This window comes from Dialister invisus DSM 15470, assembly GCF_000160055.1.
Taxonomy (GTDB): Bacteria; Bacillota; Negativicutes; order Veillonellales; family Dialisteraceae; genus Dialister; species Dialister invisus.
The window spans coordinates 363,892-389,047 of sequence record NZ_GG698602.1 but is presented as its reverse complement, the minus strand read 5'-3'; the positions used below and the strand labels follow the sequence as shown (position 1 = coordinate 389,047).

Below are 25,156 nucleotides of genomic sequence, written 5' to 3'. Positions count from 1 at the left end.
GGAAATGATTCCTTCTTTACGGAGACAAGCAGTTGTGCAGGCAGGCGTGGGGTTGCTCGCATGCTTTGTTTTTCTGCCGCATAATGTGGATGCGGCGCCCATAAAAAGTGTAGGTGTATCCGTAGCAACGATGCAGGGCGAAGTTCCTGATTCTGTGAGAAAACGGATAGAATCCAGCATTTCTGCTATTGGGAACCGTGTTTTTGTGGGAAAGGAGGAAAATATTTTCCGTCTGAACGCGGTTCAGTACAATAAAGTTTTGGCGGATATTGTTAATCGCGTCGTTATCGGGTATATGGTAAGTGATTTGGAGGTGGCTTATGGAGAACATACATCGATTTCTGTGGAGTTACAGCCGGTAGGGGAAATTATACGAACTGTCAGTACAGAAATTGATTATGGGAATTTAACAGAAGAAGCGGCGAAGTATGTCCAAAAAGACACGACTTCCGTACCGGTGCTTATGACGGAATTACTGACCGGTCTTCCCGTGGATTCCGTGGGGTGGGCGGAAAGTGTCTCCCAGTCTGCAGGACAGGATTTGATGAAACAGATTCTTCCTGAGTTTGATGCGAAGTTTGAGGTTCATTCAGGCAAGGAAACAAAAGTACGCATATTTCTGATTCCTAAAGGGGAGATTGTGAGAAGCAGCGTCTTGTCCTTTCATAAAACGACGATTCCGCGGATTCTGCTTTTCCGCGCAGCCAGCCGGACAGAAGAAGCGATGAAAGGATTGGAGGGACTTCCCGTGAGCTTCGTGGCTCGGCACAGCCAGGACATTTCCAATCATATGAAGGAAATTCTTTTAGAGGATTCTTTTATCAAAAAGTATGAGATAGATGTAGAGACAAATTTGTCGGCAGGAACGGATTCCGTTTTAAAAGTGGACGCTCTGACAGATCACTGGATTATTAAGACGGAAGCTTGGCTGGATACAGGGCGTGATGGGGATAAAAATTATGCTTTCCGTGGTATGCTTGGGCATTATATGGGGAAGCATGATATTCTTTTCGGTGAAGTACAGCTGTATCCCGGTCCTATGGAGTGGAATGTTTATGGCGGCTGGCAGCATCGTTTTGGAGATATTCTTGAGGTAGGGTATAAGTACGATTTTATGGAAAGTGCCAATCATGTATTTGCACGTGTGCCTTTTGGTGAAAAAGTTGCCCTGCGGTATGATCATGATTTTGGGAAAAAAGAGAGTGAATATGGACTTTCTTACAAGATCCATAATTACATAACTCTTGAATATGTGTATAATGAAGAAGAAGGCAAATGGCTGCGGCTTATTGCCAATTTGTAAAAGGAGTGGTTTATTATGATGACAGCACTTGGAAATAAGAAAAATGTGAAAATCTTTTCGTTTGCGCTGGCAGGTGTATTTATCGCATCTGTCGGTATCATGGCAATTGTTTCTATGGGGGATACCGCCAATGCCGCCCCTACATCCGATATTGGGGTCGTCGATCAGCGTCAGGTAATTTCCGATAATGGGACGCTTGCATTAGATTACCAGAAAAAGTTGAAGGAAACGGCGGATGAAATGCAGAAAGATTTTGATGCAAAAGCAGAAAATATGACTGATGCTGAAAAAGAGAAACTTTTTGCCGATATGCAGCAGCAGTTCAATCAGAAACGTACTTCTATCGAAAAAGAAATGGCGGATCAAGTAACGGGGGCGGTTAAATCTGTTGCTTCCAAGAGAGGGCTTTCTCTTGTGGTAGATAAAGCAGCAGTTATTTATGGCGGAACAGATATTACAAAAGATGTAAGTGATTCTCTGGCAAAATCAACATCCGCGAGTGCTGATGCTGCTAAGACGGATGCAGCAAAGACAGATTCATCGACCACGAAATAACGGTAAGAGTCCATGAGAAGAAATAGCCGCTTGATAAAGGTACTGGCAATGATCTTTGTAGGTGTGGGGCTTACGTTGGCCGGCTGCGGGACGAAAAAGGCGGAGCAGACCGCACCTCATCCGGTATATGGTGTGGCCGATTTGGAAACTCTCGTGAAATCTCATCCTAAGTACAGCGAATATTTTCGGCTGGAGACAGAATATAGCCATTTGGTGGAGAAATATAAGAATGAACAGCAGCGGATTATCCGTGTCGCCTCTCAGCAATCTAAAATCAGAGCTTCCGTTCAAGATCAAAGCGATCGGCTGGCAGCCGAGAATGAGCTGAAAATTCGTGTTAAGACCAAAGAAGATGAATTGAATCGTAAAATTCAAGATCTTTATTCGGAATTGTCTGAGAAATATAAAGAAAAAGGTGTTTTTTCTGTTGATAATCTGACTGCGGAAGAAAGAGCCCGTATGGCTAATCTTCAAATGAAACTGACCGTTCTCGGTGTAAGGGGTGACGAAAAAGAGCAGATTAAAAAAGAGCTTCATGAACTTTTAAGCTCTCGTGCGTTTCAAGGCGGATATCCCATGAACGGCTGGTTGCCGGAGGACGTGGAAAAGATGAATTCAGCACGGGAAAAGGGAAGTGCCGAATTAGAAAAGTATGCCGATGAACAGGCTGCTGAAATTAAAGCAGATTTGGATAAAAAACGGGCGGAGACGATGAAAACAATTGGTGCTGAAGGAATATTGGCAGCACCTGAGGAATTTAATGCCGAGTGGAAAGACAGAATGGAAGCAAAGCAAAAGGAAATTGCTGCTTTAAAAGAAAAAATGATGGAAGATATCAGACGGGAAGCGGGGCGTGTCGCTTCTGAGAAACACCTGACTATGATATTTACACAGTATCGCGCGAATATCAGCGCGGAAGATGTAACGGGTGATATTGCCGGAAAAATTATCGCTATGGGCAAGCAGGAGGATAAATGAGAAAGACTATATTACGTAAGTTAGCATGCATTGGATTACTTATGGCAGCTGCTGCTGTTTCTGCATGCGGAAGTGCGAACAAAGTGGCTGTGGTTGATGTACAGAAAGTACAGCAGGATTCCGCGAAGATCCAGGCGATCCAGAAAGAAATTACAGATAAGAATGCGGAAATACAGAATAGATTGACAACAGATTCACAGGCGGGGTTGTCTGATGAAGATATGCAGAAAAAGGTACAGGAAGCGCAGCAGGAGAGAATGATTTTTGTACAAAGCAAACAGAAACAGATCCAGTCAATGGTGGAAACACAAAGCGCGGCTGTTGCAAAAGAAAAGAATATAGGCATCGTTATGCACAAGCGGGTTGTTCCTGCCGGCGCAGTAGATATTACTGATGAAGTGTTAAAAAAATTGAATGGTGTATCCGACCCGTCATCAACAGATAAAAAATGAGGATTAATATGAAAAAAACAGCCGGAGAACTGGCGAAAATTGTCGGTGGCACACTGTACGGAGATCCTGCAGTAGTTATTGATGATGTGCGCAGTGCAGAGAGCGCGGGATCGTCCCATGTGACTTTTGCAAGAGGTTTGTACGCTGAGCATATCGAAGAGATGCAGGCTGGTGTTATTTTGGTGGATGCCCTCCCTGCAAAATACACGAAGAATCTGATTGTAACGGAAGACTGTCGACGTTCATTTGGGAAATTAATTGAATTATATCATCCTGAAGAACAGCATGACGGTAAAATTCATCCTACGGCAGTAGTTAGTAAAACAGCGGTTATTGGCGAGCATGTAACGATTATGCCGTATGTTGTTGTGGATGACGGTGCAGAAATCGGAAGCGGTACTGTCGTCTATCCTTATGTATATATCGGTAAGAATTCGAAAATTGGCAAGAATTGTGAGTTGAATCCAGGCGCAGTGATTCATGAGAACAGTATTCTTGGTGATCGTGTGGTTCTTCGTGCCCATGCGGTAATTGGTGGACAAGGGTTTGGGTTTTCTACGGATGCGGCAGGTCATCATACCCATATCCGGCAGCTTGGCAAAGCGGTTCTGCAAGATGATGTGGAAGTGGGAAGCGGCAGTGCCGTAGATAATGGGGCGATGAATGACACCGTAATCGGCCGTGGTACGAAAGTAGATAACCTGGTTCACTTGGGACATAATGTGGAAATTGGAGAAGATTGCTTTATTATTGCGCAGGTTGGAATCGCAGGGAGCACGAAGATTGGTGATTCCTGCGTACTGGCAGGACAGACAGGAATCACGGGACATGTGAATATTACGGATCATGTGGTACTTGGAGGAAAAACCGGCGTGGTAGGAAATATCGAAACTCCGGGAACTTATGTAGGATATCCGGCTCGGCCGCACGGAGAATGGGGGCGGGAACAAATCATGGTGACTCGTCTTCCGGAGTTGATGAAAAAGATGCGCCGTTTGGAAAAGCTGCTCACTGAAAAGGGTATCAAATTATAATCAGATATTCTGTTACAAGGGTTCTTTGTTATTTTCGAAAAGGTGCATCTGCATCTTTTTTTATTACAAGTCAGGCAGGATGTATATGAATGGGAGTTATCAATTATTGAAATTTCTGAGCCGTGTTTGCTGTCGTCTTTCTGATCGCAGTGCGGTAAAAATGGGACATATTTTGGGCGAGTTTTTTTGGATGCTTATCCCCAACCGTCGAAAAAAATTGGCACTGCAAAATATCTTTCGTGGGAACATCACGAAGGATGCAAAAACGGCGGAAGAAATATCTAAGGCGGCGGCAGTCCGTTTCGGCACTATCGGGATGTCCGTATTCCGTTTTCCTTTGTTGAATAAAAAAAATATTTCCGACTATGTGGTTATTCAAGGAAAGGAAAAACTTGATGAGATTCTTGCTTCAGGGGAAGGCTGTATTATTGCGGGGAATCATTGCGGCAACTGGGAACTGGAAGGGGCGGCGCTTGCTCTTTACGGGTATCCTATACTTGCAGTGGGGATGAAACAGTCGAATGAAGGTTTTGACAAATTTATTCGTGAGTATAGGTCCATTCCTGGACAGACGGTAGAATACAAAACCGGTGTTCGAGATATGTTGAGGCGTTTGAAAGAGGGGTATTTTGTGGGGCTTCTTTGTGATCAGGATCCGGGGGATACCGGACTTATTTCTCCCTTTCTTGGACAAAAGACATTGACACCTACAGGACCTGCTCATTTTGCACTTATGACAGGCCGTCCTGTCCTTATGGCATTCATGCACCAACTTACGGATTATACTTACGAAATTATTGTTGAAGATCCTATCTATGCGGACAAAAATTTAGGAAAGAAAGAATCCGTCCGGCAGATAACTGATGATATCAATAAAAGACTTGGGAATTGGATAAAAAAACATCCTGAAGATTGGTTTTGGCTGCATAATCGGTGGAAGTGGACTGACAGGTTTTATCCTGAATTAAAGGAGGAATCATGATGCAGCTGAAAGTAGAAAAGGTAAAATATGGATCGATTCCCTGCTATGTGGTTTATCCCATACGGGAAACTGGAAAGACAGTTATCTTTTATCATGGCTGGAGCAGCAAGGGAGAATTGCAGGTCAATCGGGCGGCGTTCCTGGCCGTTCATGGGTATACAGTTTTTATTCCTGATGCGGTAAACCATGGAGAACGCCATGCACTGTCTGATTATTATACATCTGAGGGATATGATATTTTTTGGAAAACAATTTTTAGCAATGTGGAAGAATTTCCTTTTTTATATGAAAGAATTTTTTCTTGTGGATATGAAAAGCCTTTTCTTATAGGACATTCTATGGGAGGTCTGTCTGTCTTGGGAATTGCCGCGTCGCATTCCGCTCATTTGCGGGGGATTGTTTCTTTTAACGGTTCCGGTGACTGGGAATTATCTCATTTATTCATGCAGGCGCGTTTTGGGATTTCTTTTGGGAGAAATTGGACACTTTATGAAGAATTGGAAAAGAGAAATCCTTTAAATCATTTATCTGATATAAAAAGATGTCCTCTTTTGCTGATTAATGGGGAGTGTGATACTTCTGTCGATCCGCGGGCGCAGGCACATTTTTTTGATGCTTTTAAAAAAGCAGGCGGTGCCGGGGCAAAAATAGAATATCCCGGACTGGGACATTTTGTGACAACAAATATGATGGATGACGCTGTGGCGTGGATGGAAACAGTCAAATGATACAATTGGAAGCAGAAAGAAGGGAAAATGAGGAAATTGCTGCAGGAGCCATCATGAGTGCCGGTGTGGTATAGCCGGCGCATTAACGACGGCTTTGTGGGGAGGTTTTGGACGGAATAATGGATATTATTTTGCCATGATAATTACTGTTACAGGTGCCATCACGATACTGCAGGCGGTTCTCGATAATATTTTTGGGGGTGCAGCATGCTAGTTTCTTGCGGGCTGCTTCATAATCGGTCTTAATTCATCACTTAATCCAGCACTTGTCAAGTATGCACCCGGATCTTTTCATGGACGTGTGTTTGGATTGTCTTTCGCAGCGCAGCAGTTTGGGAATATGGCAGGATCTCTTATTGCAGCGACGGTTATTATTCAGTCATCTGGCAGGTATATCTTCTGGCGGGAATCATCCGGTTTGTCATGGGATTTGCCATTTACTGGCGGCATATATGAAAAAGCGAATTTGGAAAATAAAGTATTTTCGATAATAGGGCATCAGACAGGCATGACCTTTGCACTTATAGGGCGGGCCTGTTTTATATTGTTTGTATTAAGGAAGATAATCGCTGATTTTATAAAGGATATCATTTTGTAAATCGTCATCTTTTTTTGATTTATGGTATCCTAAAGGAAAACCGGATCGAAAATTAAAGGAGGGAAGATAATGCATATTACCTGTGAGGGGAAGGCATATGAATTATTTGAGGGGGCAACACCACAGAATTTATGGAATATGGTTTCCGGAGGCCGTGATCCTGAAATGGCAGTGCTGGCGGACTGTGAAGGGGATATTATTGATTTCCAAACGCCCTTTACCGGTGATACTGATGTAAAATGGATTCCTCTTGGTTCTCCTCTGGCTCACCGTGCCTATCAAAGATCTCTTATTATGCTGCTTGCTATTGCTGCGAAAGAAGTATATGGCGGGAAAATAGAAGTAGCAGTGAAGCATGCTTTAGGGAAAGCGCTTTACTGTGAATTCAGTGATGGACATGTGCCTCTTCAAAAGGAATTGGATGTGCTTCGTTATAAGATGGAAGAAATCGTAAAAGAAGGAAGAGATATTACGCAGCTGACTGTGGGGATTTCCAAAGCGGAAGCTTTCCTGCGCTTAAAAGGGCGGAAGGCGGATGCAGATCTGGTTACACAAATGCCGGTCAAAGAAATCAGTGTAAGTCAATGTGGTACTTTTATTGATTACTTCTTTGGCCCCATGCTGCCGGACATGAGTTTTTTGAAAATCTTTCATTTGTCTTCATATGCACCGGGGTTTCTTCTCCATGTACCTGATCCCGGGGAAAAAGAGATTAAAGTACAGGAAGAAACGCCTTTGTTTGCCCGTGTTTTTTTGGAATCCCAAAAATGGAGCGAACTCATAGGCTGCCATTCTTTAGCAGAACTGAATGATGCCATTGACGGAGGTTCAATCATTGATCTGATTGCCGTAGCAGAAGCTCTTCATGAAAAGAAATTGGCAGAATTAGCAGATGAAATCTGCGGCCAAAATCCTGGAATCCGTCTGGTATGCATTGCAGGGCCTTCATCATCGGGGAAAACGACTTTTATGAAACGCTTGATTATCCATCTATGGGTTAATGGCGTTCATCCCGTAATGCTTTCTCTTGATGATTATTTTAGGAATCGCGATGAAATGGGAGGAGAAAGCTGGGAGAACCTGCAGGCAATGGATATTTCCCTTTTTGAGGAAACAGTGATAAATCTTTTGGAAGGGAAAGAGGTTCAGCTGCCACGATTCAATTTTATTACAGGGAAAAAAGAGTGGTATGATGAACCTGTCCGACTCGGGGAAAACCAGCCTGTTTTAGTGGAAGGACTGCATGCGCTTAACCCTAAATTGACCTACTTTGTTCCCGGTTACCAGCAAATGCGCATATACTTATCGGCATTGACACAAATCAATATCAATAACCATAACCGCATTTCTACGTCCGATACGCGTCTGCTCCGTCGTATGGTACGGGATGTCCAATACAGGGGGCACAGTCCTGAAGATACGCTGTCTATTTGGAAGTCAGTACGCCGGGGAGAAGAAGAGAACATTTTTTCCTTTCAAAATCGGGCGGATCGCGTATTCAATTCCGCCCTTATCTATGAGCTTCCTGTTCTCAAGAAAATGACACGGCCCATGCTGGAGAGGATAAAAAAAGGAAATCCGCTTTATCCGGAGGCGCAGAGACTAATTCATTTCTTTGAGCCTTTTCGCGAATTATCAGATGATTTTGTTCCTGACAACTCGATTCTCCGTGAATTTATCGGTTATAAAAAAACTAAATTTTCGCAAAAAGAAAGTTGACTATATCGATAAAAGGCGATATAATGAAATCAATAAATTTAGATATAAATAGGTGGAGGGATATCATGGAAATGTCTGATGTGCTCGTAATCGGCGGGGGTCCTGCGGGGTTGAATGCGTCTCTTTATGCAGCAAGGAAAGCCTTATCTGTAACGCTTGTATCGACTGATATCGGCGGACAAATGATGCTGACCAATGAAATTGAAAACTATTTGGGGTTCCAGTCTGTCACGGGGATTGAACTGGCGGAAAAGATGGAAGCTCATGTCCGTCAATACCCCGTTGATTTTGTTACTGCAGGTGTAAAGGCACTGAAGCATTTGCCAGATGGTTCTTTTGCGGTACAGCTTGATGATGGAAAGAGTCTTCAGGGAAAGACTGTTATTGTAACTGCAGGGAAAAAGAGCCGTACCCTTGATATCCCCGGTGAAATAGAATATACCGGTCGCGGAGTCAGTTACTGTGCAACTTGTGACGGACCGTTTTACAGAAATAAGACGGTTGCGATTGTGGGTGGCGGAGACAGTGCTGTGCAGGCTGCCATTGAAATGTCTATGATTTCACAAAAGGTATATCTCCTTGTGCGAAGTCGTATCCGCGCTGCAGAAATTGTTGCAAAACGTATGTATGAAAAAGAAAATATCGAAGTGCTTATGGAATACATTCCGCTTCGTATTAATGGTGAACGGAAAGTCACGTCCCTCGTTGTACAAAATAAGAAGGATGGAAAAGAAATAGAATTGGCTGTAGATGGCGTATTTGTGGAAGCAGGCGGTATTCCAAACAACAGCTATTTACCGAAAGATGTTATTACAAATTCTTTAGGGGAAATTATTACAGATAAAGAAGGAAAGACAAATATTCCGGGACTTTTTGCTGCGGGTGATGTGACAGACGGAAAGAATAAGCAGGTTATCATTGCTGCCGGTGAGGGAGCTGCTGCAGCGCTGGCGGCCCATGATTATCTGCTGAGGAATTAAAATGAGGGTAACGAAGGCCGTTAAAGCAGAGCAGCTCCGCCGGCTTGCTGATGTATACAAAAACGAAGGGACTATGCTGACTTATGGCAGTTCCTTTACGCTTCTTGTCGCAGTCATATTGTCTGCGCAGTGCACCGATAAACGTGTGAATATTATTACCAATCGTATTTTTCCAAGGTTAGGTACGCCTGAGAAGATGGGAGCTTTGTCACAGACAGAGTTGGAAAAAGAAATTCATGACTGCGGGCTGTACAGGGCGAAAGCAAAAAATCTTTTAGGTATGTGTCATATGCTTATTTCAAGATATGGCGGGAAAGTACCAGAAGATTTTGATGAATTGGTGAAGCTTCCCGGTGTAGGACGCAAGACAGCAAATGTAGTAAGAAGTGTGGCATTCGGTTATCCTGCCATCGCTGTGGACACGCATGTATTTCGTGTGTCAAATCGATTAAAATTGTCTGTCGGTGATACCCCTGATCAGGTGGAGGAAGGATTGAAGAAGGTTATCCCCATGAGAAACTGGTCCAATGCGCACCATTGGCTCATATGGCATGGACGCCGTGTGTGTCATGCACGCAGACCGAGCTGTGAAACTTGTTTTCTGGCTGATGTATGTCCGTCATGTTCCGTCAAAGTAGAAGCATGGAAACCGAGAAAATGAAATAAAACCGGATGTCTCTTGTCAAGGTCAGGTCTTTAATGAAGAGACGCCGGTTTTTCTTTGGTTAAATATAACGTTTCAGAAAATGGAGCAAGGAATATTTTTTCTAACTGGAATATGGAAAATAGTAAAATAAATCCGTCAGTTATTTCTGCAATATGGTAATAAAGATAAAAAAATATTATTCGATGAAATGCATAAGAGCATGAGGCAATATTTCGTTTTAAAGACACTTAGAACATATTCAGTAATCCCATGAAACCATATTGATTTTGCTTAAGGAACGCGTCTACTGTGTGTGTAATACCAATCGGTACCGGTGCGGTGAGAAACAGGAGCAGAGCCACCAGTACAGTAATACCTACAGCGATTAGGTTTGTCTTACCTTTGCCGCTCATTTCATAGTAGCCGAAAATGCGCAGGCCGATAGCGGAAAAGAATACAATGACCATACCGGAAAGGGAAAAAATACCGAAAAGGATATTTGCCATGAGAAATGCGATAAAGAAAACAGGGAGGAATACGAAAGGAAGATTATAAGCAAGACGTGTGGGATTTACATTTCTTTTCAGGTCGTCAATCCAATCAGCCATATCAAAACCATAGAGACCGGCAGGAATGAAAGCGGCAAGAATGACCTTATCCCAAACGGAAGCTAAACGATCGCGGTCATTACCGACCCACCAGAAGAATGCACAGAGGGCTAAGATAACAAAACCGCCCAATCCATAATAAAGAGTTTCCGGGATAAATTTTACAGCAACCATGGACAGCGTCATAAGGACTGCGCCGCCGATGATGTATGGCATAAGTTCGCCTTTTTCCATCCGGTGTTCTTCTGGGATTTTCATCCGCATCTTTGCCAGTACTTCAGCCATGAATACGAGAAGGAAAATAGCGAGACCTGCAAAGGGATAGAGAATAAGAGAAATTAAAATAAGGGCAATTGCAGGGATAATTTTCCATCCCGGAAATACTTCCATCTTTTTGAAATTTACCCGATTTTTCTGTGTGTAAATAGTCAGACGCATAAATACGAGATAAGTAAGCATTATGCCGATTGTCTCCAAAGGTGTAGCACCAACGTAGAGAACAGCACAGCATACAAGGATGGATATAGGCGCACCGGAAAAACGAGAGATAACAGCACTGAATACGCCTACATTCAGAAAATAAGCGAGGGTGGTAATAAAGTCCAAATCTTCCATCTCCTTAACTGAAAATTTCAATAATGATGTACTTACAAAGTATACCCATAAAAAAGAATTGACGCAAGAAACAGAAAAAACTTGGCAAGGATATATTCTCTGATGGGAAGTCACTTTTACATGGCTGGTGAAACCTGTTAAAATAAAATAAAACAGGCAATAAAGGAGGCGGGTATGGATTCTTTAGTGATTGTTGATTGCCAATATGATTTTATTGATGGATCATTGGCATGCAGCGGAAGTCATGAGGCGGTGGCATACCTTATTAATTTTATAAACAGGCATGAGATGGAAGTGTTGTATACTTCTGATTGGCACAGCCCGGCAAACAGGTCTTTTAAGGTGAATGGAGGCATCTGGCCGATTCATTGTGTCGCCGGGGAAAAAGGTTCTGCTTTGGACAGACATTTCTTTGCGGATATTATCGATGTTAAAAATCGCCCGAATGAAGAAAATATTTTTCATAAAGGAATGGATGATATTGTTGAAGAATATTCCGCTTTCCATGGAATAAATAAAAAAGGGATTCCACTTGGAACAATGGTGACAGACCATGTTTATGTAGGTGGCATTGCTTCTGAATATTGTGTCAAAGAAACGGTTTTTGAGTTATTAAAGGCTGGGCATAAGGTCACGCTTCTTGTCAAAGGTCTTGGTTATGTGGATTATAACGGCCATTTGGTAGCAATAGATGCAATGAAAAAGCTTGGCGTGGAAATTTTGGAGTGATGAAGGAAGAAACTTTGCGGGATATCGGAGAGTTTGAATGTATTCACCGTATTGCCCATGATCTTATTTACCGGCCTGAATTGGTTAAGCTAGGCACAGGTGATGATGGAGCTGTATTTATGACGCCTTGCGGATACGACGAGGTGATTTCCACGGATACTATGGTGGAAGGAATTCATTTTACAAAAAGAACGATGTCTGCCGCTGATACGGGATATCATCTGTGTGCTGTGAATTTCAGTGACATGGCGGCCATGGGGGCGGAGCCGGTATCTTTCGTAATATCTGCTGCGCTTCCAGGGGATTTGTCTATTACATGGATAGAATCCTGTTATGATGGAATCCGTGAATGCTGCCGCGAATACAGCGTCAATCTTCTTGGCGGAGACATCACCGGTTCAAAACAGGGGGTTATTCTCACAGGGACGATAGTAGGTATCGTTCCTGAAAATCAAGCGGTAAAGCGGAGCGGTGCCAAAGAGGGAGATATCGTTTTTGTCACAGGAACGCTTGGTGATTCGTCAGCAGGATTGTCTATCCTCTTAGATGGTAAGAAAGAAGAATACCCTATGTTGGCAATCCGGCATCAAAGACCGAAACCGCAGATAGATTTTGGCCGGATCCTTCGAGAAAGTGGAGCCTCTTCGCTCAATGATGTATCTGACGGTCTTTCGCGGGAAATCAATGAAATAACATCGGCAAGCCGGGTGACAATAGAATTGGAGAAAGAACGGATTCCTCTGTCTGATGAACTTTGCCGGTGGGGACGGGACTGTGGAAAAGACCCTTTCTGTTTTGCCATTAATGGTGGAGAAGATTATGAATTGGTTGGTACGATTTCTAAAAAGAATTGGGAATATATAAAGGATATTGATGGTGTGACCGGAATCGGACATGTCACGAAAGCAGGGAAAGGGCAGGTATTTCTTAAAGATAAAAATAGTATAAAACTGCTTACAATAGCAGGGTATGACCATTTTCGTTTATAAGGAGGAATTATGCATACACTCGTAATAATCAGACATGGAGAAAGTCAGTGGAATAAGCTGAACCTGTTTTGTGGCTGGACGGATGTAGATTTGACAGAAACAGGGTATGAAGAAGCCCATCAGGCAGGAAGACTTTTGAGAGAAGGAAATTACCATTTTGACATATGCTATACGTCTGTTTTAAAGCGGGCAATCCATACTGCTTATACTGTTCTTGATGAATTGGATCTGGCATGGATTCCCATGGTAAAAGATTATCATTTGAATGAACGTCACTACGGCGCGCTCCAAGGCTTGAACAAGAAGGAAACAGCAGAGAAATATGGTGACTCCCAAGTCCATCTTTGGCGCCGTTCTTATGATGTGCGGCCGCCGGCTTTGCCGAAGGATGATGAACGAAATCCTGCAAAACAGGCGCCTTACCGTCGGTATAAAGGAACTGTGGAGCTGCCGCTGACGGAATGCCTGAAAGATACCGTGGCCCGTGTAGCACCTTATTTTGAATCGGAAATCAAGCCTAAAATTGAATTGGGAGAAAATGTTTTAATTACAGCCCACGGAAACTCTATCCGTGCTCTGAGAAAGTATTTGGAAGATATTTCTGATGATGAAATTGCCGGTATGAATATTCCTACAGGTGTGCCACTTGTATACCATTTGAATGAGGACTTTACAGTTGATCATGTAGGTTATCTTGGTGATGAAGACATAATTCGTGCGAAAATTGACGCTGTAAAAATGCAGTCTGTTCGTACGGAAGAAAAGAAGTAAATTTTACGGGATAAAGGCAGTATAGTGCCGTGAGGTGTATGACGGAAAAGATAAATTCATTTGATTTTTATGTACCGATGGACATTCCCCTTGTCCTGGAGGGCGGCGCTATGCGAGGTGTTTTTGAGGCAGGCGTTTTAGATGTATTTATTGAAAAAGGGCTCCATTTCCGGAAGGTAGTTGGTACGTCAGCAGGAGCCATGCAGGGAATGTGTTATATGTCCGGACAAAAAGGACGCAATATCCGAATCAATACGACTTATTGTAATGATCCGCGGTACATGGGAATAAAACATCTTCTCAGAGAAAAGAACTATTTCAATTTTAAATTCATGTTTGGCGAGCTGGCAAATGAACTGGATCCTATGGACATGGAAACATATCGTGCATCAGATACTGAATTGTATGCTGTTGTAACCGACGGACAAACAGGGAAGGCACGTTATATTTCAAACAAAAGCCGCAGTGAGGAAGACTTTGTGAAAGCCGTAGAAGCGAGTGCATCCATTCCTGTTCTTTCGCCGCCTGTAGAAATAGATGGCATTCCTTATGTGGATGGCGGACTTGCCATGCCACTTGTTCCATTTTATGATGAACTTCCTTTTCCTGTAAAAAAATCTGTATATATATTGACACGGCCGATTTCCTACAGAAAAAGGCAGATGCCCTATTTCTTGAGGAAGATGGCAGAAGCCGTGTGGGGAAGAAAATATCCTGCCATTGTAGATTCCATGTGTACTATTCCGGAACGGTACAATGCACGGCTGGAAAAGATTTTACAGATGGAAAAAAAGGGAGATGTTTTTATTTTCCGTCCTGAAAATCCGGTGAAAGTCAGCCGGGCAGAACGGAACCCTGCCAAACTTCGTGTGCTTCATGGCGAAGGATACAGAATCGGCATGATGCGCTTTGATGAATTAATGAGGTGGCTTCATGGATGAAGTGAATTTGACAACTCACAGTGAAGAAGAAACAATGGCCTTTGGTGAGTGGATTGGCGCTCATGCAGTGAATGACCTGTTTATCGCCTTAAATGGTGACCTTGGTACGGGAAAAACACACTTTGTCCAGGGGCTGGCTAAGGGAATGGGTATCAATGATGCGGTTGGCAGTCCTACCTTTATGATTATGAATTATTATGAGGGGGTACTGCCACTGAAGCATTTTGATTTTTATCGGTTGGGTGACGAAGAAGATTTATATAATATCGGATGGGAGGAGTACAGCAGCGGTGGCGTGACAGTCGTAGAGTGGGCGGATGTGTTTCCTGCTTTGCTGCCGCCGGAAAGTATTACTGTCCATATAGAAAGAATCAATGAGACTATGCGCCATATTTCCCTGTGCTGGGGAAAAGGCGCTCCGGAATCAGTTGTAAAGGAGATTATAAAGTATGTTGCTTGCCATTGATACCTCTTCTTTTGTTCTCAGTTGTGCGCTGGCGGAGAAGGACAAGCTTGTAGCCGAGTGGACAGTACAAAAAAGGTTAACCCATTCAGAACAGCTCATACCACATATGGATGAAATACTGAAAGATGCAGGAGTGGATCAAAAGGAGATTACTGCCATTGCTGCTGCCAAAGGACCGGGGTCGTTTACCGGTCTCCGTATCGGACTTGCTACCGCAAAGACAGCAGCTTATATATGGGAAGTTCCGCTTATCGGCGTAGATACCCTGGAAGCGCTGGTATGGAATCTGGTTGGCGCGAGAGCTTTTATTCTTCCCCTGCTGGATGCCCAGCGTGGAAACGTTTATGCGGCGATGTATGGCTCTTTTGATGAGATATGGCAGGAAGCACCCGCAGAAGCAGCCTCTATTGATGAAGTGGTTAAAGCAGCAGCCAGCCATGGCGGACCGATTCTTGCTGTAGGTGAAGGTGCAGAAATGTATCGGGAAAAGCTTCTTGCAGAAGGGATACAGGTGGCACCACCCCATAATTGCTGTGCCCGTGCCTCTTCAGTGGCGATGGCCGCATTTGTCCGATGGGAAAAAGGACAAATTGATGATCCCCTTCAGCTTATGCCAAATTATATTCGCAGAAGTGAGGCAGAGGTTTTATGGGAAAAACTTCACGGTATGAATTAATAGTTATAAAAGCAGAAGAAAAGGATATCAGCGATATTTATCAAATTGGGACAGTTTCTTTTTCTGATGCTTGGCGTGAAGAAACTATAAGAAATGATATGAAGGGCGGACACAGCTGTTATTTCATTGCAAAACTTGCCAAAAAAGTTATTGGATATGGATGTTTTTGGTTTATTGCTGATGAAGCCCAGCTAATGAATATAGGTGTGCTTCCTGAGTATCGTCGTATGGGAGCAGCGGAAAAAATATTGAAGCAGGGGTTGGAGGAAGCTGCGGAGCGTCATATGGAAGTCATTTTTCTCGAGGTTCGTGTGAGTAATCTGCCTGCCCAGTCGCTATACAGGAAACATAATTTTCAAACGGTCAGCGTAAGACAGGATGTCTATGAACTGCCCCGTGAAAATGGATATATCATGTCCCGGAAGGTGTAAGGAGATAAAATGAAAATCTTAGCGTTTGAAACAAGTTGTGATGAAACTTCCTGCGCTGTTATCGAAGACGGACGGAAGATTTTATCCAATGTTATTTCCACACAAGTTCCTATACATAAAAAATTTGGCGGCGTTGTGCCCGAGATTGCATCCCGGCACCATATTGAAGACGTTCTTCCTGTGGCTATTGAAGCACTGGAAGAAGCCCGAGCCGGCTGGGAGGATATCGATGCTGTTGCTGTTACACAAGGGCCGGGGCTGGTGGGTGCTCTTTTGGTGGGCGTAGCTGCAGCCAAGACGGCAGCATGGGTTTTAGGAAAACCGTTAATTGCGGTGAACCATATGGAAGGACATATTTTTGCCAACCTTCTCCAGTATTCTGATTTGGAACCTCCCTTTTTATCGCTTGTCGTTTCCGGTGGACATACTATGCTTGTTGTTGTTCGTGACTACAATACTTTTGAACTCCTTGGACAGACGAGAGATGATGCGGCCGGTGAAGCTTTTGATAAAATTGCACGGGTTATGGGGTATCCTTATCCCGGCGGTCCTTATATCGATAAATTGGCAAAAGCGGGAAATCCTAATGCTATAGAATTCCCGCTGGCCTTGAGGAAAGAACATAGTTTCGATTTTTCGTTCAGTGGATTGAAATCCGCTGTGATTAACTACATTCATGCGAAAGAGATGAAGAAGGTTCCCGTTTCTTATGAAGATGTAGCTGCTTCTTTCCAAAAAGCGGTTGTAAACGCATTGCTTGAAAAGACAATGGCAGCTTTGGATAAAACGAAGTTGAAAACAGTAGCCTTAGCAGGCGGCGTCGCGGCGAACAGCGGACTTCGTGAAGCAATGGAGAAAAACTGTCTGAAAAGAAATGTTCGTATATGCAGTCCTGCCCCCGGGCTTTGTACGGATAATGGCGCTATGATTGGCTGCCGGGCGTATTACATGGCGCAAAAGGGGGATTTTGCGCCAATGACATTGAACGCAGATCCACGCCTTCCCTTTCTGGCAGAACGGGGGGAAGGTTTAAGGGTAATTTAATACAGGCGGTACTTATGAATCAGCTCTATTCGCTGGCCCGTGAGATGACGAATCTTACGGATGTGCAGATTCGTATTTTGGATCATATGGAAGCAGCTCTCCAGTTCGCTGCTGATATTTCCAAAAATCAAATTTACATCTGCGCAAAAGGAAAAAATGAAAGTGTAGAAATAGTTCTTTTGGCGGCAAAGCCTTCTTATTCCATGGGGAATACCTTTTTTGACAGAGGGGATGCCTATTTAGATGAGGAATTTACTCTTGTGGAAAATGTATTCTCTACAGGCAGTAAAGTCGTTGGACGAAAAGAACTCGATTTAGGGCGGTTGGTAGCGCTGACAGCATATCCTGTTTTTGATAATGCCGGGATTCCTTTTGCTGTAGCTGCTTTTCTGTCTAATTCCCAGTCTCAGCAACAGGTTCTTACCGATACGGCTTATATGATGCTCCAAGTGCCGATGGAAGAAGGGGCGTACCATTATCTTCGTCCCCAGGATGGGATGGTTATCCTTGATTCCGTAGGACGTATCATGTATGCCAATGATATGGCGGATGATTTATATTTTGTTCTTGATAAGGAAACGGTGGAACGGAAAGAAATCATTGGGCATTCTATGGTTCATCTGCCATTGGTGGATAAAATTATGGAAACGAAAAAGCCGGCATATGGCGATGAAGTATCCGGGAATATGATATTGTCTGCCTGGGGAATGCCTATTCTTTCCGGCGGCCGTGTGTCTCGCACGATCCTTCTTTTAAGTGATGTAACTGCAATCCGTGAAAAGGAACGACAGATTATGGTGAAGGACTCCGTTATTCGAGAAATACACCATCGTGTGAAGAATTCTTTGAATACTATTGCCGGGATACTTCGGATGCAGGCGCGCCGGGCAAAAGATACTGATACGAAAGAGGCATTGAGAGTTGCGGTGAACCGCATATTGGGAATTTCCCAAATCCATGATGTTTTGGCGAGCCAAAGCGGGGACCATGTGAATTGGAATGTATTTTTGGATAAAATCTGCCGGCTTTCTGTCGACAGTCTGGCAGTATGCCCTATCGAATTAGTACGGCCGAATAATGAAATGAAGCTACTTATTAATTCGGAAAAAGCGGTTCCATTGGCTATTGCTACAAGTGAATTAATTCATAATTCTATTGCCCATGGTTTTAAAGGTATGGAAGACGGTGTACTTATTGTAAGTGCTTCTGTAGAAAATGGTATGCTCCATACCTGTGTGAAAAATAATGGGCATATCTTAGATACACATTTCAGTACGAAATCTTTCGATCTGGGGTTGCAGATTGTCCGTACCTTAGTAGAAATAGAATTAAATGGTTCTTTTATATTGAAAAATAAAGGAGATATGGCAGAAGCCCATATCCGAATCCCTTTATCGATTATGGAGAACAAAAGATGAGTGAAACATATCGTATCGTTATTGCCGATGATGAAGCGATTATATGTATGGATTTAAAAGAAATATTAGAAGAGGCAGGGCATGAGGTGGTCGGTATATGTGCAGATGGCGTGCGTGCCTTGGAACTGGTAAAAGAGGAAAAACCGGATCTCGTGATTCTAGATGTACAGATGCCGAAGCTTGATGGATTACAGGCTGCAAAACTGATTGCCCATGATGATTTGGCGCCTGTTGTCCTTTTAACCGCTTATGGTGATGCGGAGACGGTGGAGAAAGCGAAACGATCCCATGTTTTTGGCTATGTCATGAAGCCGGTAGAAGAAAGAAATTTATTTCCTGCACTTCAGATTGCTGTCAGTCAGTATCGCAGCAGACATGAAATAGCACACCGTGTGAAAGAAATGGAGAGGGAACTGGCATCACGCAAGATCATTAACCGCGCCAAAGGGCTGCTGATGGATTACTATCATATCAGTGATGAAGAAGCTTATCATAAAATGCAGCAGACCAGTATGCGTCGTGGAATTCTCTTGACTGATGTGGCGCAAAAAGTTATTAAGGAAATTATGGTGAGAAAGAATATGCTGTCATAATTGTTCATGGTGTCCATATTTATATTCGATCAAAGGAGTGATGAAAATGAAATTTATATTTTTGGGACATGCGTGCTTCCAGATTGATACAGGAAAGGAAAAACTGCTTTTTGATCCTTTCCTCACCGGGAATGGACTTGCCGAAGAAGCTGCCAGCAAAGTAGAATGTGACTATATTTTTCTTTCCCATGCCCATGCGGATCATTTTGGAGATGCTATTGCCATTGCGGAACGGACAGGTGCAAAAGTCATCGCTATTCCTGAAGTCATCGGACTTTTTCCGAAAACCGTAATCAATTTCCAGCCCATGAACCTTGGGGGAACTTTTACGGCGCCTTTCGGTAAAGTGAAAATGGTGCAGGCCATCCACAGCTGTGGTGTGGCAGGCGGTATTCCTTGCGGATTTGTACTGTCTTTCAATAATGGTTTGACACTTTACTTTGCCGGAGATACGGCACTCTTTGGCGATATGAAACTTTTTGGGAAACTTTTTGATATTGACTATGCTGTTCTTCCTATCGGTGATAACTATACTATGGGACCAAAAGATGCGATTTTGGCAGCGAAATTTTTAAAAACGAAAAAAGTTATTCCCGTCCACTATAATACATGGCCTGTTATTTCACAAAATCCTGAAGAATTTAAGAAGGCGGCAGCGCGGGAAAATGTTTCTGTTGTAGTTGTGAAGCCAGGAGAATCCGTCGAATTATAATTGTAGGAGATGAGAAAATATAAAGGGCAGGTATTATTTGCGTTCTAAGGCTGATAATACCTGCCCTTTAAGCAGAGTAGCGAAAGTGGTGGACTAGCACAAAATATCATACTGTGAGAGGGATGGATTTAATCTCCGATGAAAACGTATTGACAATTCATGGGGGCAAGAATATACTAATAACGTAAGTTTAGCACTCGATATGAGTGAGTGCTAATAAAGGTGATAAAGATGGCAAAATGGACAATGAATGATGCTTTTGACGGACTTAATGAACTGACTGAAAGAAAAAGAAGAGTGCTGTGGGCTATTGTTCAGGATTATTCTTCTACGGCTGAGCCGGTTGGATCCCGTACTATTGCACGGAAATATGATTTAGGTGTAAGCAGTGCCACTATTCGCAATGAAATGCAGGATTTGGAAGATGAAGGGTATCTTGAACAGCCTCATACTTCCGCGGGACGGGTTCCTTCTATTAAAGGGTACCGGTACTATGTGGATTGGCTTATGCAGCCGTCTCCTGTGACTCCTGAAGAAGAGTCTCTCCTTGTGGAGGCATTGACTGGTCACGTGGCAAAGGTAGATGAGATATTTCGAAATATGGCTAAGGTTGTGTCAATGCTTACACGTTCATTGTCAGTAGCAGCCTCTTCCGGACAACAAAGTATATTGAATTATATCCGTTTTCTTCCATTAGATGGCAGGCGGGCAATTCTTCTTGTAGTTACCGGTGGGGGGGAAGTGTCAAATGCAATTATAAAGATTCCTGATGATTCATCTTTTGATGAGATGCAGCTGCTTGCTGATAAATTGAATCATTTCCTTCATGGACGGGATTTGGCGCGTGTGGATGAAAAGTTTATTATGTCTTTCCAAAAAGACGTGGAAAGAGATTTATCCCCTTATATACATATTTTTGCAGCTATGCAGGAGGCAGTGAAAACGCAGAAACAGGTTTATTCTGACGGTGCGTCACAGTTGATTGAGCAGCCTGAGTTTCAAAATGTGGAGAAAATGCAGGATATATTGAATTTATTGGAAAAGCGGGATATACTGGAAAGCATGCTTCTCTCCACTATGGATCGTCCGATTGCGGTCCATATAGGTACAGAAAATGCATTTAAGAATTTTGAAGATTTATCTGTGGTACGGGCGCAATTTACGGCCAATGGCAAAGTGATTGGATCTATGGCTGTTTTGGGGCCTACCCGTATGCAGTATGAAAAAGTAGTAGGGATGATGTATTTCATGCAGCATCAATTAAATCAACTCTTGGAAAAGGATGATGATTAAATTTTTGAGTCAATGGTAATGATTCATAAGATAAGAAGAGTCTCAAAAATAAAGTGAGGAGGTTTTGTGAATGGCAGAAAATAAAGATAAAGTAAAATTAGAAGATACTTTTTCTGCTGATGAGGCAGCTGTAAAAACTACTTCTGAAAATAAAGAAGAAAAAGCTGCAGTGAGAGAAGAAGTCCTGGGAAAGGTAGAAGCTGATTTGGCAACTTATAAAAATAAGGCGGAAGAAGCAGAGTCCAAACTGGCAACTACAATTTCTCAATATATAAGACTTCAGGCGGATTTTGAAAATTTCCGCCGCCGCAGCCGTGAAAATGAGGCGAAACTGTCAGATACGGTGAAAGCAGGTACAATGAAGGAATTTCTTCCGATTGTGGATAATTTTGAAATGGCTCTTACGCAGATAAAAAGAAGCAGCGCTCCTGATACATTTATTCAGGGGGTTGAATTGCTGCTTAAGCAGTTTGTGAAATTTTTAAATGATTCCGGTGTCACAGAAATTGAAGCGGTAGGAAAGCCTTTTGATCCCCATTTTCATGAAGCAGTTATGCAAATTTCTTCTGATGAATGGGAAGATGATACAGTTTCTATGGTATTAAAGAAGGGATACATGTATAAAGATATGGTGCTCCGGCCTTCCTCTGTACAAGTTTCCCATAAACCTTAATTTTTGTAAAAAAGTCATTAATTATCAGGCAAAGCCTGAAAAGAAAGGGGACATAGTAAATGTCAAAAGTAATTGGTATTGATCTTGGTACAACCAACTCTGTCGTAGCTGTTATGGAAGGTGGTGAACCTGTCGTCATTTCCAATGCGGAAGGTTCCCGCCTGACTCCGTCGGTGGTAGGTTTTTCTAAAAATGGAGAAAGGCTGGTAGGACAGCTTGCGAAGCGCCAGGCCGTCTCCAATCCGGATCGCACCGTTGTTTCTATTAAGCGGCACATGGGTGAAGGAAATTACAAAGTAAATATTGATGGAAAAAGTTACACGCCGCAGGAAATTTCTGCAATGATTTTACAGAAACTGAAAACAGATGCGGAAGCTTATCTTGGAGAAACAGTTACTGATGCGGTTATTACCTGCCCGGCATACTTTACTGACAGCCAGCGTCAAGCGACAAAAGATGCAGGTACTATTGCGGGTTTGAATGTGCTCCGTATTATCAATGAACCGACGGCATCTTCTCTTGCTTACGGTCTGGATAAAATAAAAGATGGCAAAGAACATCGTTTTCTTGTTTATGACCTTGGCGGCGGTACTTTCGATGTGTCCATTTTGAATTTAGCTGATGGTGTATTTGAAGTGGAAGCTTCCCATGGCAATGGACATCTTGGCGGTGATGATTTTGATGCCCGTATTATGGACTGGATCGCTACTACTTTTAAAGCACAGAATGGTTTTGAATTGCACCGTGATCCAATGACCAATCAGCGTTTGAAAGAAGCGGCTGAGAAGGCAAAGATCGAGTTGTCCAATGTTATGTCTACCGATATCAATCTTCCGTTTATTACCATGGATGTGAACGGACAGCCGGTACATTTCAATGCCGCTCTGACTCGTGCCATGTTTGACAAGATTACGGAAGATCTCGTTATGGATACTATGGAACCGATTGACTTAGCATTGAAAGATGCGGGGCTTACTGTAAACGATATTGACAAGGTTCTTCTTGTCGGCGGCTCTTCCCGTATCCCTGCCGTACAGACGCTGATTAAGAATAAGTTTGGCAAAGAGCCGAGCAAGAGTGTTAATCCTGATGAATCCGTTGCTGTTGGTGCGGCTATTCAGGCGGGCGTACTAAAAGGAGAGGTCAAAGATGTTCTCCTTCTCGACGTAACACCATTGTCTCTTGGTATTGAAACACTCGGCGGTGTATTTACGACTATGATTAAAAGAAATACAACGATCCCGACATCCAAGAGCCAGGTATTTTCTACTGCCAGCGACAATCAGCCGTCTGTAGATATTCATGTGCTCCAGGGGGAAAGGCCGATGGCTGCCAACAATAAGACATTGGGGCGGTTTGAATTGTCCGATATCCCGCCGGCTCCTCGTGGAGTACCACAGATTCAGGTTACTTTTGATATTGACGCTAATGGCATTGTCCATGTTTCTGCAAAAGATTTGGGGACAGGCAAGGAACAGAAAATTGATATTAAATCTTCTTCTGGCCTGACTGATGAAGAAATTGAAAGAATGCAGCAGGATGCGAAAGCCCATGAAGAAGAGGATAAGAAGCATAAAGAAATTATTGAAGAAAGAAATAAGGGTGAAGCACTAATTTATCAGGCTCAGAAAACGATTAAAGATCTTGGCGATAAGGCCGATGCGGAAAAGGTAAAAGAAATCAATGAAGCGATTACCCGGCTACAGGAAACACTAAAAGGGGAAGATGCAGAAAAGATGAAAGCTGATGCGGAAGCGCTCACAAAGCCCCTTTATGAAATGACCAGCAAGATGTACGAGGCGGCCCAACAACAGGGTGCATCGGAAGCAGGAGCTGCCCAACAGGATTCCCAGCAGAAAAAGAAATCGGATGATAATGTGGTTGATGCAGATTACAAAGTGGTTGATGACGATAATAAATAACAGCCAGTGGTTAGTTAGCATACGGGCTGCGGGTGATTTTCGGTTATCCGCAGCTCTATGCTGTTTATTGTAGCAGAAAAGGATTGTGTTTCTGGAATGGCAAATCGGGATTATTATGAAGTCCTTGGCATTGATAAAAACGCCACGGAAGCAGATATAAAAAGAGCATACCGGAGAATGGCCCGCAAATACCATCCGGATTTGAATAAGGAACATCCGAAGGAAGCGGAAGAAAATTTTAAAAAGGTAAATGAGGCATACCACGTTCTTTCTGATGCGGATAAAAGAGCGCAATATGATCAGATGGGGCACGATGCCTTTCGTCAAGCGGCGCGGAATGGCGGCGGACCGGGAGGTTTCGGCGGAACTGGCGGTTTTGATTTCAGCAGCTTTGGTGGCGGAGCAGGCGGTTTTGACTTCGGCGATATTTTCGATATGTTTGGCGGAGGTGGGAGAAGGAGCCGAAATGGTCCGGAACAGGGGGCGGATCTCCGCTATGATATGGAAATTACTCTTCGTGAGGCGGCCAGTGGTATTCATAAGACCTTTACTGTAACGAAAAATGAAACTTGTGACCATTGTCATGGGGATGGAGCGGAACCGGGAAGTTCAGTAGACACCTGCCATGCCTGTCATGGTACAGGTCAGCAGCGTATTGTTCGGAACAGTCCTTTCGGGCAGATGGTGAATGTTGTGACTTGTCCGGATTGTGGCGGTACAGGCAAAATTATTAAAAATAAATGCAGCCGCTGCCATGGGAGCGGTACGACCCGTAAGCAGAAGAAATTGGAAGTAAATATTCCTGCAGGCGCAGATACGGGTGTACGTATGCGTATTTCCGGTGAAGGAGAACCCGGTAAACGGGGAGGGCCGAAGGGGGATCTTTATGTATATATTTACGTCAGATCTGATCCTGATTTTGAACGGCAAGGGGATGATCTTTACTGCAGGGTACCTGTTTCTTTCCCGACAGCGGCGTTGGGAAGCACTATCCAGGTAAAAACGTTGGATAAACAGGTGGAACTCAAGATTCCTGCAGGAACGCAGAGTGGTACACGTTTTCGTATTTCAAAAGAGGGAATGCCTCGCCTGCAGTCATCCTATAAGGGCGATTTATATGTGGAAGTGAAAGTGGTTGTTCCGAAAAAGCTGAAAGAAAATCAGAAAGAAGCTCTTTTGAACTATGCGAATGTATCAGGTGAAGATGTTACCCAGTATAAAGGGAAGGGCTCGTGGCTGGATAAAATTATTGACAAAATAAAAAGTTGCTGAATCTTGGAGTAGAAAAATCGTATCCTCT

General features: G+C 43.3%; 26 protein-coding genes. 25 read left to right on the top strand and 1 reads right to left on the bottom strand.

The annotated features are described in order from the left end of the window. The first annotated feature begins 4 nt into the window (after window positions 1–4). The 10 genes from GCWU000321_RS01880 to nth all read left to right on the top strand — a co-directional run bounded on the left by GCWU000321_RS01880 (window position 5) and on the right by nth (window position 9,990). Window positions 5–1,303 carry a hypothetical protein gene (locus GCWU000321_RS01880; RefSeq protein ID WP_007069378.1) on the top strand — a complete coding sequence of 433 codons (1,299 nt, stop codon included), beginning with the start codon at window positions 5–7 and terminating at the stop codon, window positions 1,301–1,303. 15 nt (window positions 1,304–1,318) lie between these two features. Beyond that, window positions 1,319–1,858, top strand: a complete 540-nt coding sequence (locus GCWU000321_RS01875) for an OmpH/Skp family outer membrane protein (RefSeq protein WP_007069377.1) — start codon at window positions 1,319–1,321, stop codon at window positions 1,856–1,858. Between the two features lie 12 nt (window positions 1,859–1,870). Then, complete coding sequence (locus GCWU000321_RS01870; protein ID WP_007069376.1) at window positions 1,871–2,836, top strand: hypothetical protein; 966 nt, start codon at window positions 1,871–1,873, stop codon at window positions 2,834–2,836. Next, the gene (locus GCWU000321_RS01865; protein ID WP_007069375.1) at window positions 2,833–3,288 is read left to right on the top strand and encodes an OmpH/Skp family outer membrane protein; all 456 of its coding nucleotides are present in this window, start codon (window positions 2,833–2,835) and stop codon (window positions 3,286–3,288) included. The genes GCWU000321_RS01870 and GCWU000321_RS01865 overlap by 4 nt, the downstream gene beginning before the upstream one ends. Before the next feature lie 8 nt (window positions 3,289–3,296). Further along, on the top strand, window positions 3,297–4,322 hold the full coding sequence (gene lpxD, locus GCWU000321_RS01860) for a UDP-3-O-(3-hydroxymyristoyl)glucosamine N-acyltransferase (protein WP_022027182.1): 1,026 nt from the start codon (window positions 3,297–3,299) through the stop codon (window positions 4,320–4,322). A gap of 85 nt (window positions 4,323–4,407) precedes the next feature. Next, a complete protein-coding gene (locus GCWU000321_RS01855) occupies window positions 4,408–5,304 on the top strand; it encodes a lysophospholipid acyltransferase family protein (RefSeq protein ID WP_040381094.1) in 897 nt (298 codons plus the stop codon). Beyond that, window positions 5,301–6,032: an alpha/beta hydrolase family protein gene (locus GCWU000321_RS01850; protein ID WP_007069372.1), complete on the top strand. Its 732-nt coding sequence runs from the start codon at window positions 5,301–5,303 to the stop codon at window positions 6,030–6,032. The genes GCWU000321_RS01855 and GCWU000321_RS01850 overlap by 4 nt, the downstream gene beginning before the upstream one ends. A gap of 667 nt (window positions 6,033–6,699) precedes the next feature. After that, the gene (locus GCWU000321_RS01840; protein WP_007069369.1) at window positions 6,700–8,349 is read left to right on the top strand and encodes a nucleoside kinase; all 1,650 of its coding nucleotides are present in this window, start codon (window positions 6,700–6,702) and stop codon (window positions 8,347–8,349) included. Between the two features lie 65 nt (window positions 8,350–8,414). Then, window positions 8,415–9,329, top strand: coding sequence for an NAD(P)/FAD-dependent oxidoreductase (locus GCWU000321_RS01835; RefSeq protein ID WP_050754512.1), 915 nt, complete (start codon window positions 8,415–8,417; stop codon window positions 9,327–9,329). Window position 9,330: 1 nt separating this feature from the next. After that, window positions 9,331–9,990, top strand: a complete 660-nt coding sequence (nth, locus tag GCWU000321_RS01830; RefSeq protein ID WP_007069367.1) for an endonuclease III — start codon at window positions 9,331–9,333, stop codon at window positions 9,988–9,990. 233 nt (window positions 9,991–10,223) lie between these two features. Here nth and GCWU000321_RS01825 read toward each other — a convergent pair whose 3' ends face one another. Continuing rightward, window positions 10,224–11,198, bottom strand: a complete 975-nt coding sequence (locus GCWU000321_RS01825; protein WP_007069365.1) for a hypothetical protein — start codon at window positions 11,196–11,198, stop codon at window positions 10,224–10,226. Between the two features lie 174 nt (window positions 11,199–11,372). Here GCWU000321_RS01825 and GCWU000321_RS01820 point away from each other — a divergent pair, with 174 nt between their 5' ends. The 15 genes from GCWU000321_RS01820 (at window position 11,373) to dnaJ (ending at window position 25,128) form a co-directional block, all read left to right on the top strand. After that, window positions 11,373–11,927 carry an isochorismatase family protein gene (locus GCWU000321_RS01820; protein ID WP_007069363.1) on the top strand — a complete coding sequence of 185 codons (555 nt, stop codon included), beginning with the start codon at window positions 11,373–11,375 and terminating at the stop codon, window positions 11,925–11,927. Next, entirely contained in the window at window positions 11,927–12,916 is a 990-nt protein-coding gene (gene thiL / locus GCWU000321_RS01815) for a thiamine-phosphate kinase (protein WP_007069362.1), read from the top strand. Before GCWU000321_RS01820 ends, thiL begins: the two co-directional genes overlap by 1 nt. 9 nt (window positions 12,917–12,925) lie before the next feature. Further along, window positions 12,926–13,687, top strand: coding sequence for a 2,3-diphosphoglycerate-dependent phosphoglycerate mutase (gene gpmA / locus GCWU000321_RS01810; protein ID WP_007069361.1), 762 nt, complete (start codon window positions 12,926–12,928; stop codon window positions 13,685–13,687). A gap of 38 nt (window positions 13,688–13,725) precedes the next feature. Beyond that, window positions 13,726–14,628 carry a patatin-like phospholipase family protein gene (locus GCWU000321_RS01805; RefSeq protein ID WP_007069360.1) on the top strand — a complete coding sequence of 301 codons (903 nt, stop codon included), beginning with the start codon at window positions 13,726–13,728 and terminating at the stop codon, window positions 14,626–14,628. Then, entirely contained in the window at window positions 14,621–15,094 is a 474-nt protein-coding gene (locus GCWU000321_RS01800) for a bifunctional tRNA (adenosine(37)-N6)-threonylcarbamoyltransferase complex ATPase subunit type 1 TsaE/phosphotransferase (protein WP_007069359.1), read from the top strand. The genes GCWU000321_RS01805 and GCWU000321_RS01800 overlap by 8 nt, the downstream gene beginning before the upstream one ends. After that, a complete protein-coding gene (tsaB, locus tag GCWU000321_RS01795) occupies window positions 15,078–15,770 on the top strand; it encodes a tRNA (adenosine(37)-N6)-threonylcarbamoyltransferase complex dimerization subunit type 1 TsaB (protein ID WP_007069358.1) in 693 nt (230 codons plus the stop codon). Before GCWU000321_RS01800 ends, tsaB begins: the two co-directional genes overlap by 17 nt. After that, window positions 15,743–16,201, top strand: coding sequence for a ribosomal protein S18-alanine N-acetyltransferase (gene rimI, locus GCWU000321_RS01790; protein ID WP_007069357.1), 459 nt, complete (start codon window positions 15,743–15,745; stop codon window positions 16,199–16,201). Before tsaB ends, rimI begins: the two co-directional genes overlap by 28 nt. A gap of 9 nt (window positions 16,202–16,210) precedes the next feature. Next, window positions 16,211–17,245, top strand: a complete 1,035-nt coding sequence (gene tsaD / locus GCWU000321_RS01785) for a tRNA (adenosine(37)-N6)-threonylcarbamoyltransferase complex transferase subunit TsaD (RefSeq protein ID WP_007069356.1) — start codon at window positions 16,211–16,213, stop codon at window positions 17,243–17,245. A 14-nt stretch (window positions 17,246–17,259) separates the two neighbouring features. Then, on the top strand, window positions 17,260–18,663 hold the full coding sequence (locus GCWU000321_RS01780) for a sensor histidine kinase (protein WP_007069355.1): 1,404 nt from the start codon (window positions 17,260–17,262) through the stop codon (window positions 18,661–18,663). Further along, complete coding sequence (locus GCWU000321_RS01775) at window positions 18,660–19,256, top strand: ANTAR domain-containing response regulator (protein ID WP_007069354.1); 597 nt, start codon at window positions 18,660–18,662, stop codon at window positions 19,254–19,256. The genes GCWU000321_RS01780 and GCWU000321_RS01775 overlap by 4 nt, the downstream gene beginning before the upstream one ends. Window positions 19,257–19,302: 46 nt before the next feature. Further along, entirely contained in the window at window positions 19,303–19,968 is a 666-nt protein-coding gene (locus GCWU000321_RS01770; RefSeq protein WP_156777726.1) for a metal-dependent hydrolase, read from the top strand. Between the two features lie 231 nt (window positions 19,969–20,199). After that, window positions 20,200–21,261, top strand: a complete 1,062-nt coding sequence (gene hrcA, locus GCWU000321_RS01765) for a heat-inducible transcriptional repressor HrcA (protein WP_227137554.1) — start codon at window positions 20,200–20,202, stop codon at window positions 21,259–21,261. 70 nt (window positions 21,262–21,331) lie between these two features. Next, the gene (grpE, locus tag GCWU000321_RS01760) at window positions 21,332–21,934 is read left to right on the top strand and encodes a nucleotide exchange factor GrpE (protein ID WP_007069351.1); all 603 of its coding nucleotides are present in this window, start codon (window positions 21,332–21,334) and stop codon (window positions 21,932–21,934) included. A gap of 59 nt (window positions 21,935–21,993) precedes the next feature. Further along, window positions 21,994–23,856 (top strand): molecular chaperone DnaK, encoded by a 1,863-nt coding sequence (dnaK, locus tag GCWU000321_RS01755; protein ID WP_007069350.1) that lies wholly within the window; start codon window positions 21,994–21,996, stop codon window positions 23,854–23,856. Window positions 23,857–23,952: 96 nt separating this feature from the next. Beyond that, window positions 23,953–25,128, top strand: a complete 1,176-nt coding sequence (dnaJ, locus tag GCWU000321_RS01750; protein WP_040381742.1) for a molecular chaperone DnaJ — start codon at window positions 23,953–23,955, stop codon at window positions 25,126–25,128. The last annotated feature ends 28 nt before the right edge of the window (window positions 25,129–25,156 follow it).

Bases quoted from the DNA above. Each gene is read 5' to 3' on its own strand.
- GCWU000321_RS01880 (WP_007069378.1), top strand. From the start codon at position 5: ATGATTCCTTCTTTACGGAGACAAGCAGTTGTGCAGGCAGGCGTGGGG.
- GCWU000321_RS01875 (WP_007069377.1), top strand. From the start codon at position 1,319: ATGATGACAGCACTTGGAAATAAGAAAAATGTGAAAATCTTTTCGTTT.
- GCWU000321_RS01870 (WP_007069376.1), top strand. From the start codon at position 1,871: ATGAGAAGAAATAGCCGCTTGATAAAGGTACTGGCAATGATCTTTGTA.
- GCWU000321_RS01865 (WP_007069375.1), top strand. From the start codon at position 2,833: ATGAGAAAGACTATATTACGTAAGTTAGCATGCATTGGATTACTTATG.
- lpxD (WP_022027182.1), top strand. From the start codon at position 3,297: ATGAAAAAAACAGCCGGAGAACTGGCGAAAATTGTCGGTGGCACACTG.
- GCWU000321_RS01855 (WP_040381094.1), top strand. From the start codon at position 4,408: ATGAATGGGAGTTATCAATTATTGAAATTTCTGAGCCGTGTTTGCTGT.
- GCWU000321_RS01850 (WP_007069372.1), top strand. From the start codon at position 5,301: ATGATGCAGCTGAAAGTAGAAAAGGTAAAATATGGATCGATTCCCTGC.
- GCWU000321_RS01840 (WP_007069369.1), top strand. From the start codon at position 6,700: ATGCATATTACCTGTGAGGGGAAGGCATATGAATTATTTGAGGGGGCA.
- GCWU000321_RS01835 (WP_050754512.1), top strand. From the start codon at position 8,415: ATGGAAATGTCTGATGTGCTCGTAATCGGCGGGGGTCCTGCGGGGTTG.
- nth (WP_007069367.1), top strand. From the start codon at position 9,331: ATGAGGGTAACGAAGGCCGTTAAAGCAGAGCAGCTCCGCCGGCTTGCT.
- GCWU000321_RS01825 (WP_007069365.1), bottom strand. From the start codon at position 11,198: ATGGAAGATTTGGACTTTATTACCACCCTCGCTTATTTTCTGAATGTA.
- GCWU000321_RS01820 (WP_007069363.1), top strand. From the start codon at position 11,373: ATGGATTCTTTAGTGATTGTTGATTGCCAATATGATTTTATTGATGGA.
- thiL (WP_007069362.1), top strand. From the start codon at position 11,927: ATGAAGGAAGAAACTTTGCGGGATATCGGAGAGTTTGAATGTATTCAC.
- gpmA (WP_007069361.1), top strand. From the start codon at position 12,926: ATGCATACACTCGTAATAATCAGACATGGAGAAAGTCAGTGGAATAAG.
- GCWU000321_RS01805 (WP_007069360.1), top strand. From the start codon at position 13,726: ATGACGGAAAAGATAAATTCATTTGATTTTTATGTACCGATGGACATT.
- GCWU000321_RS01800 (WP_007069359.1), top strand. From the start codon at position 14,621: ATGGATGAAGTGAATTTGACAACTCACAGTGAAGAAGAAACAATGGCC.
- tsaB (WP_007069358.1), top strand. From the start codon at position 15,078: ATGTTGCTTGCCATTGATACCTCTTCTTTTGTTCTCAGTTGTGCGCTG.
- rimI (WP_007069357.1), top strand. From the start codon at position 15,743: ATGGGAAAAACTTCACGGTATGAATTAATAGTTATAAAAGCAGAAGAA.
- tsaD (WP_007069356.1), top strand. From the start codon at position 16,211: ATGAAAATCTTAGCGTTTGAAACAAGTTGTGATGAAACTTCCTGCGCT.
- GCWU000321_RS01780 (WP_007069355.1), top strand. From the start codon at position 17,260: ATGAATCAGCTCTATTCGCTGGCCCGTGAGATGACGAATCTTACGGAT.
- GCWU000321_RS01775 (WP_007069354.1), top strand. From the start codon at position 18,660: ATGAGTGAAACATATCGTATCGTTATTGCCGATGATGAAGCGATTATA.
- GCWU000321_RS01770 (WP_156777726.1), top strand. From the start codon at position 19,303: ATGAAATTTATATTTTTGGGACATGCGTGCTTCCAGATTGATACAGGA.
- hrcA (WP_227137554.1), top strand. From the start codon at position 20,200: ATGGCAAAATGGACAATGAATGATGCTTTTGACGGACTTAATGAACTG.
- grpE (WP_007069351.1), top strand. From the start codon at position 21,332: ATGGCAGAAAATAAAGATAAAGTAAAATTAGAAGATACTTTTTCTGCT.
- dnaK (WP_007069350.1), top strand. From the start codon at position 21,994: ATGTCAAAAGTAATTGGTATTGATCTTGGTACAACCAACTCTGTCGTA.
- dnaJ (WP_040381742.1), top strand. From the start codon at position 23,953: ATGGCAAATCGGGATTATTATGAAGTCCTTGGCATTGATAAAAACGCC.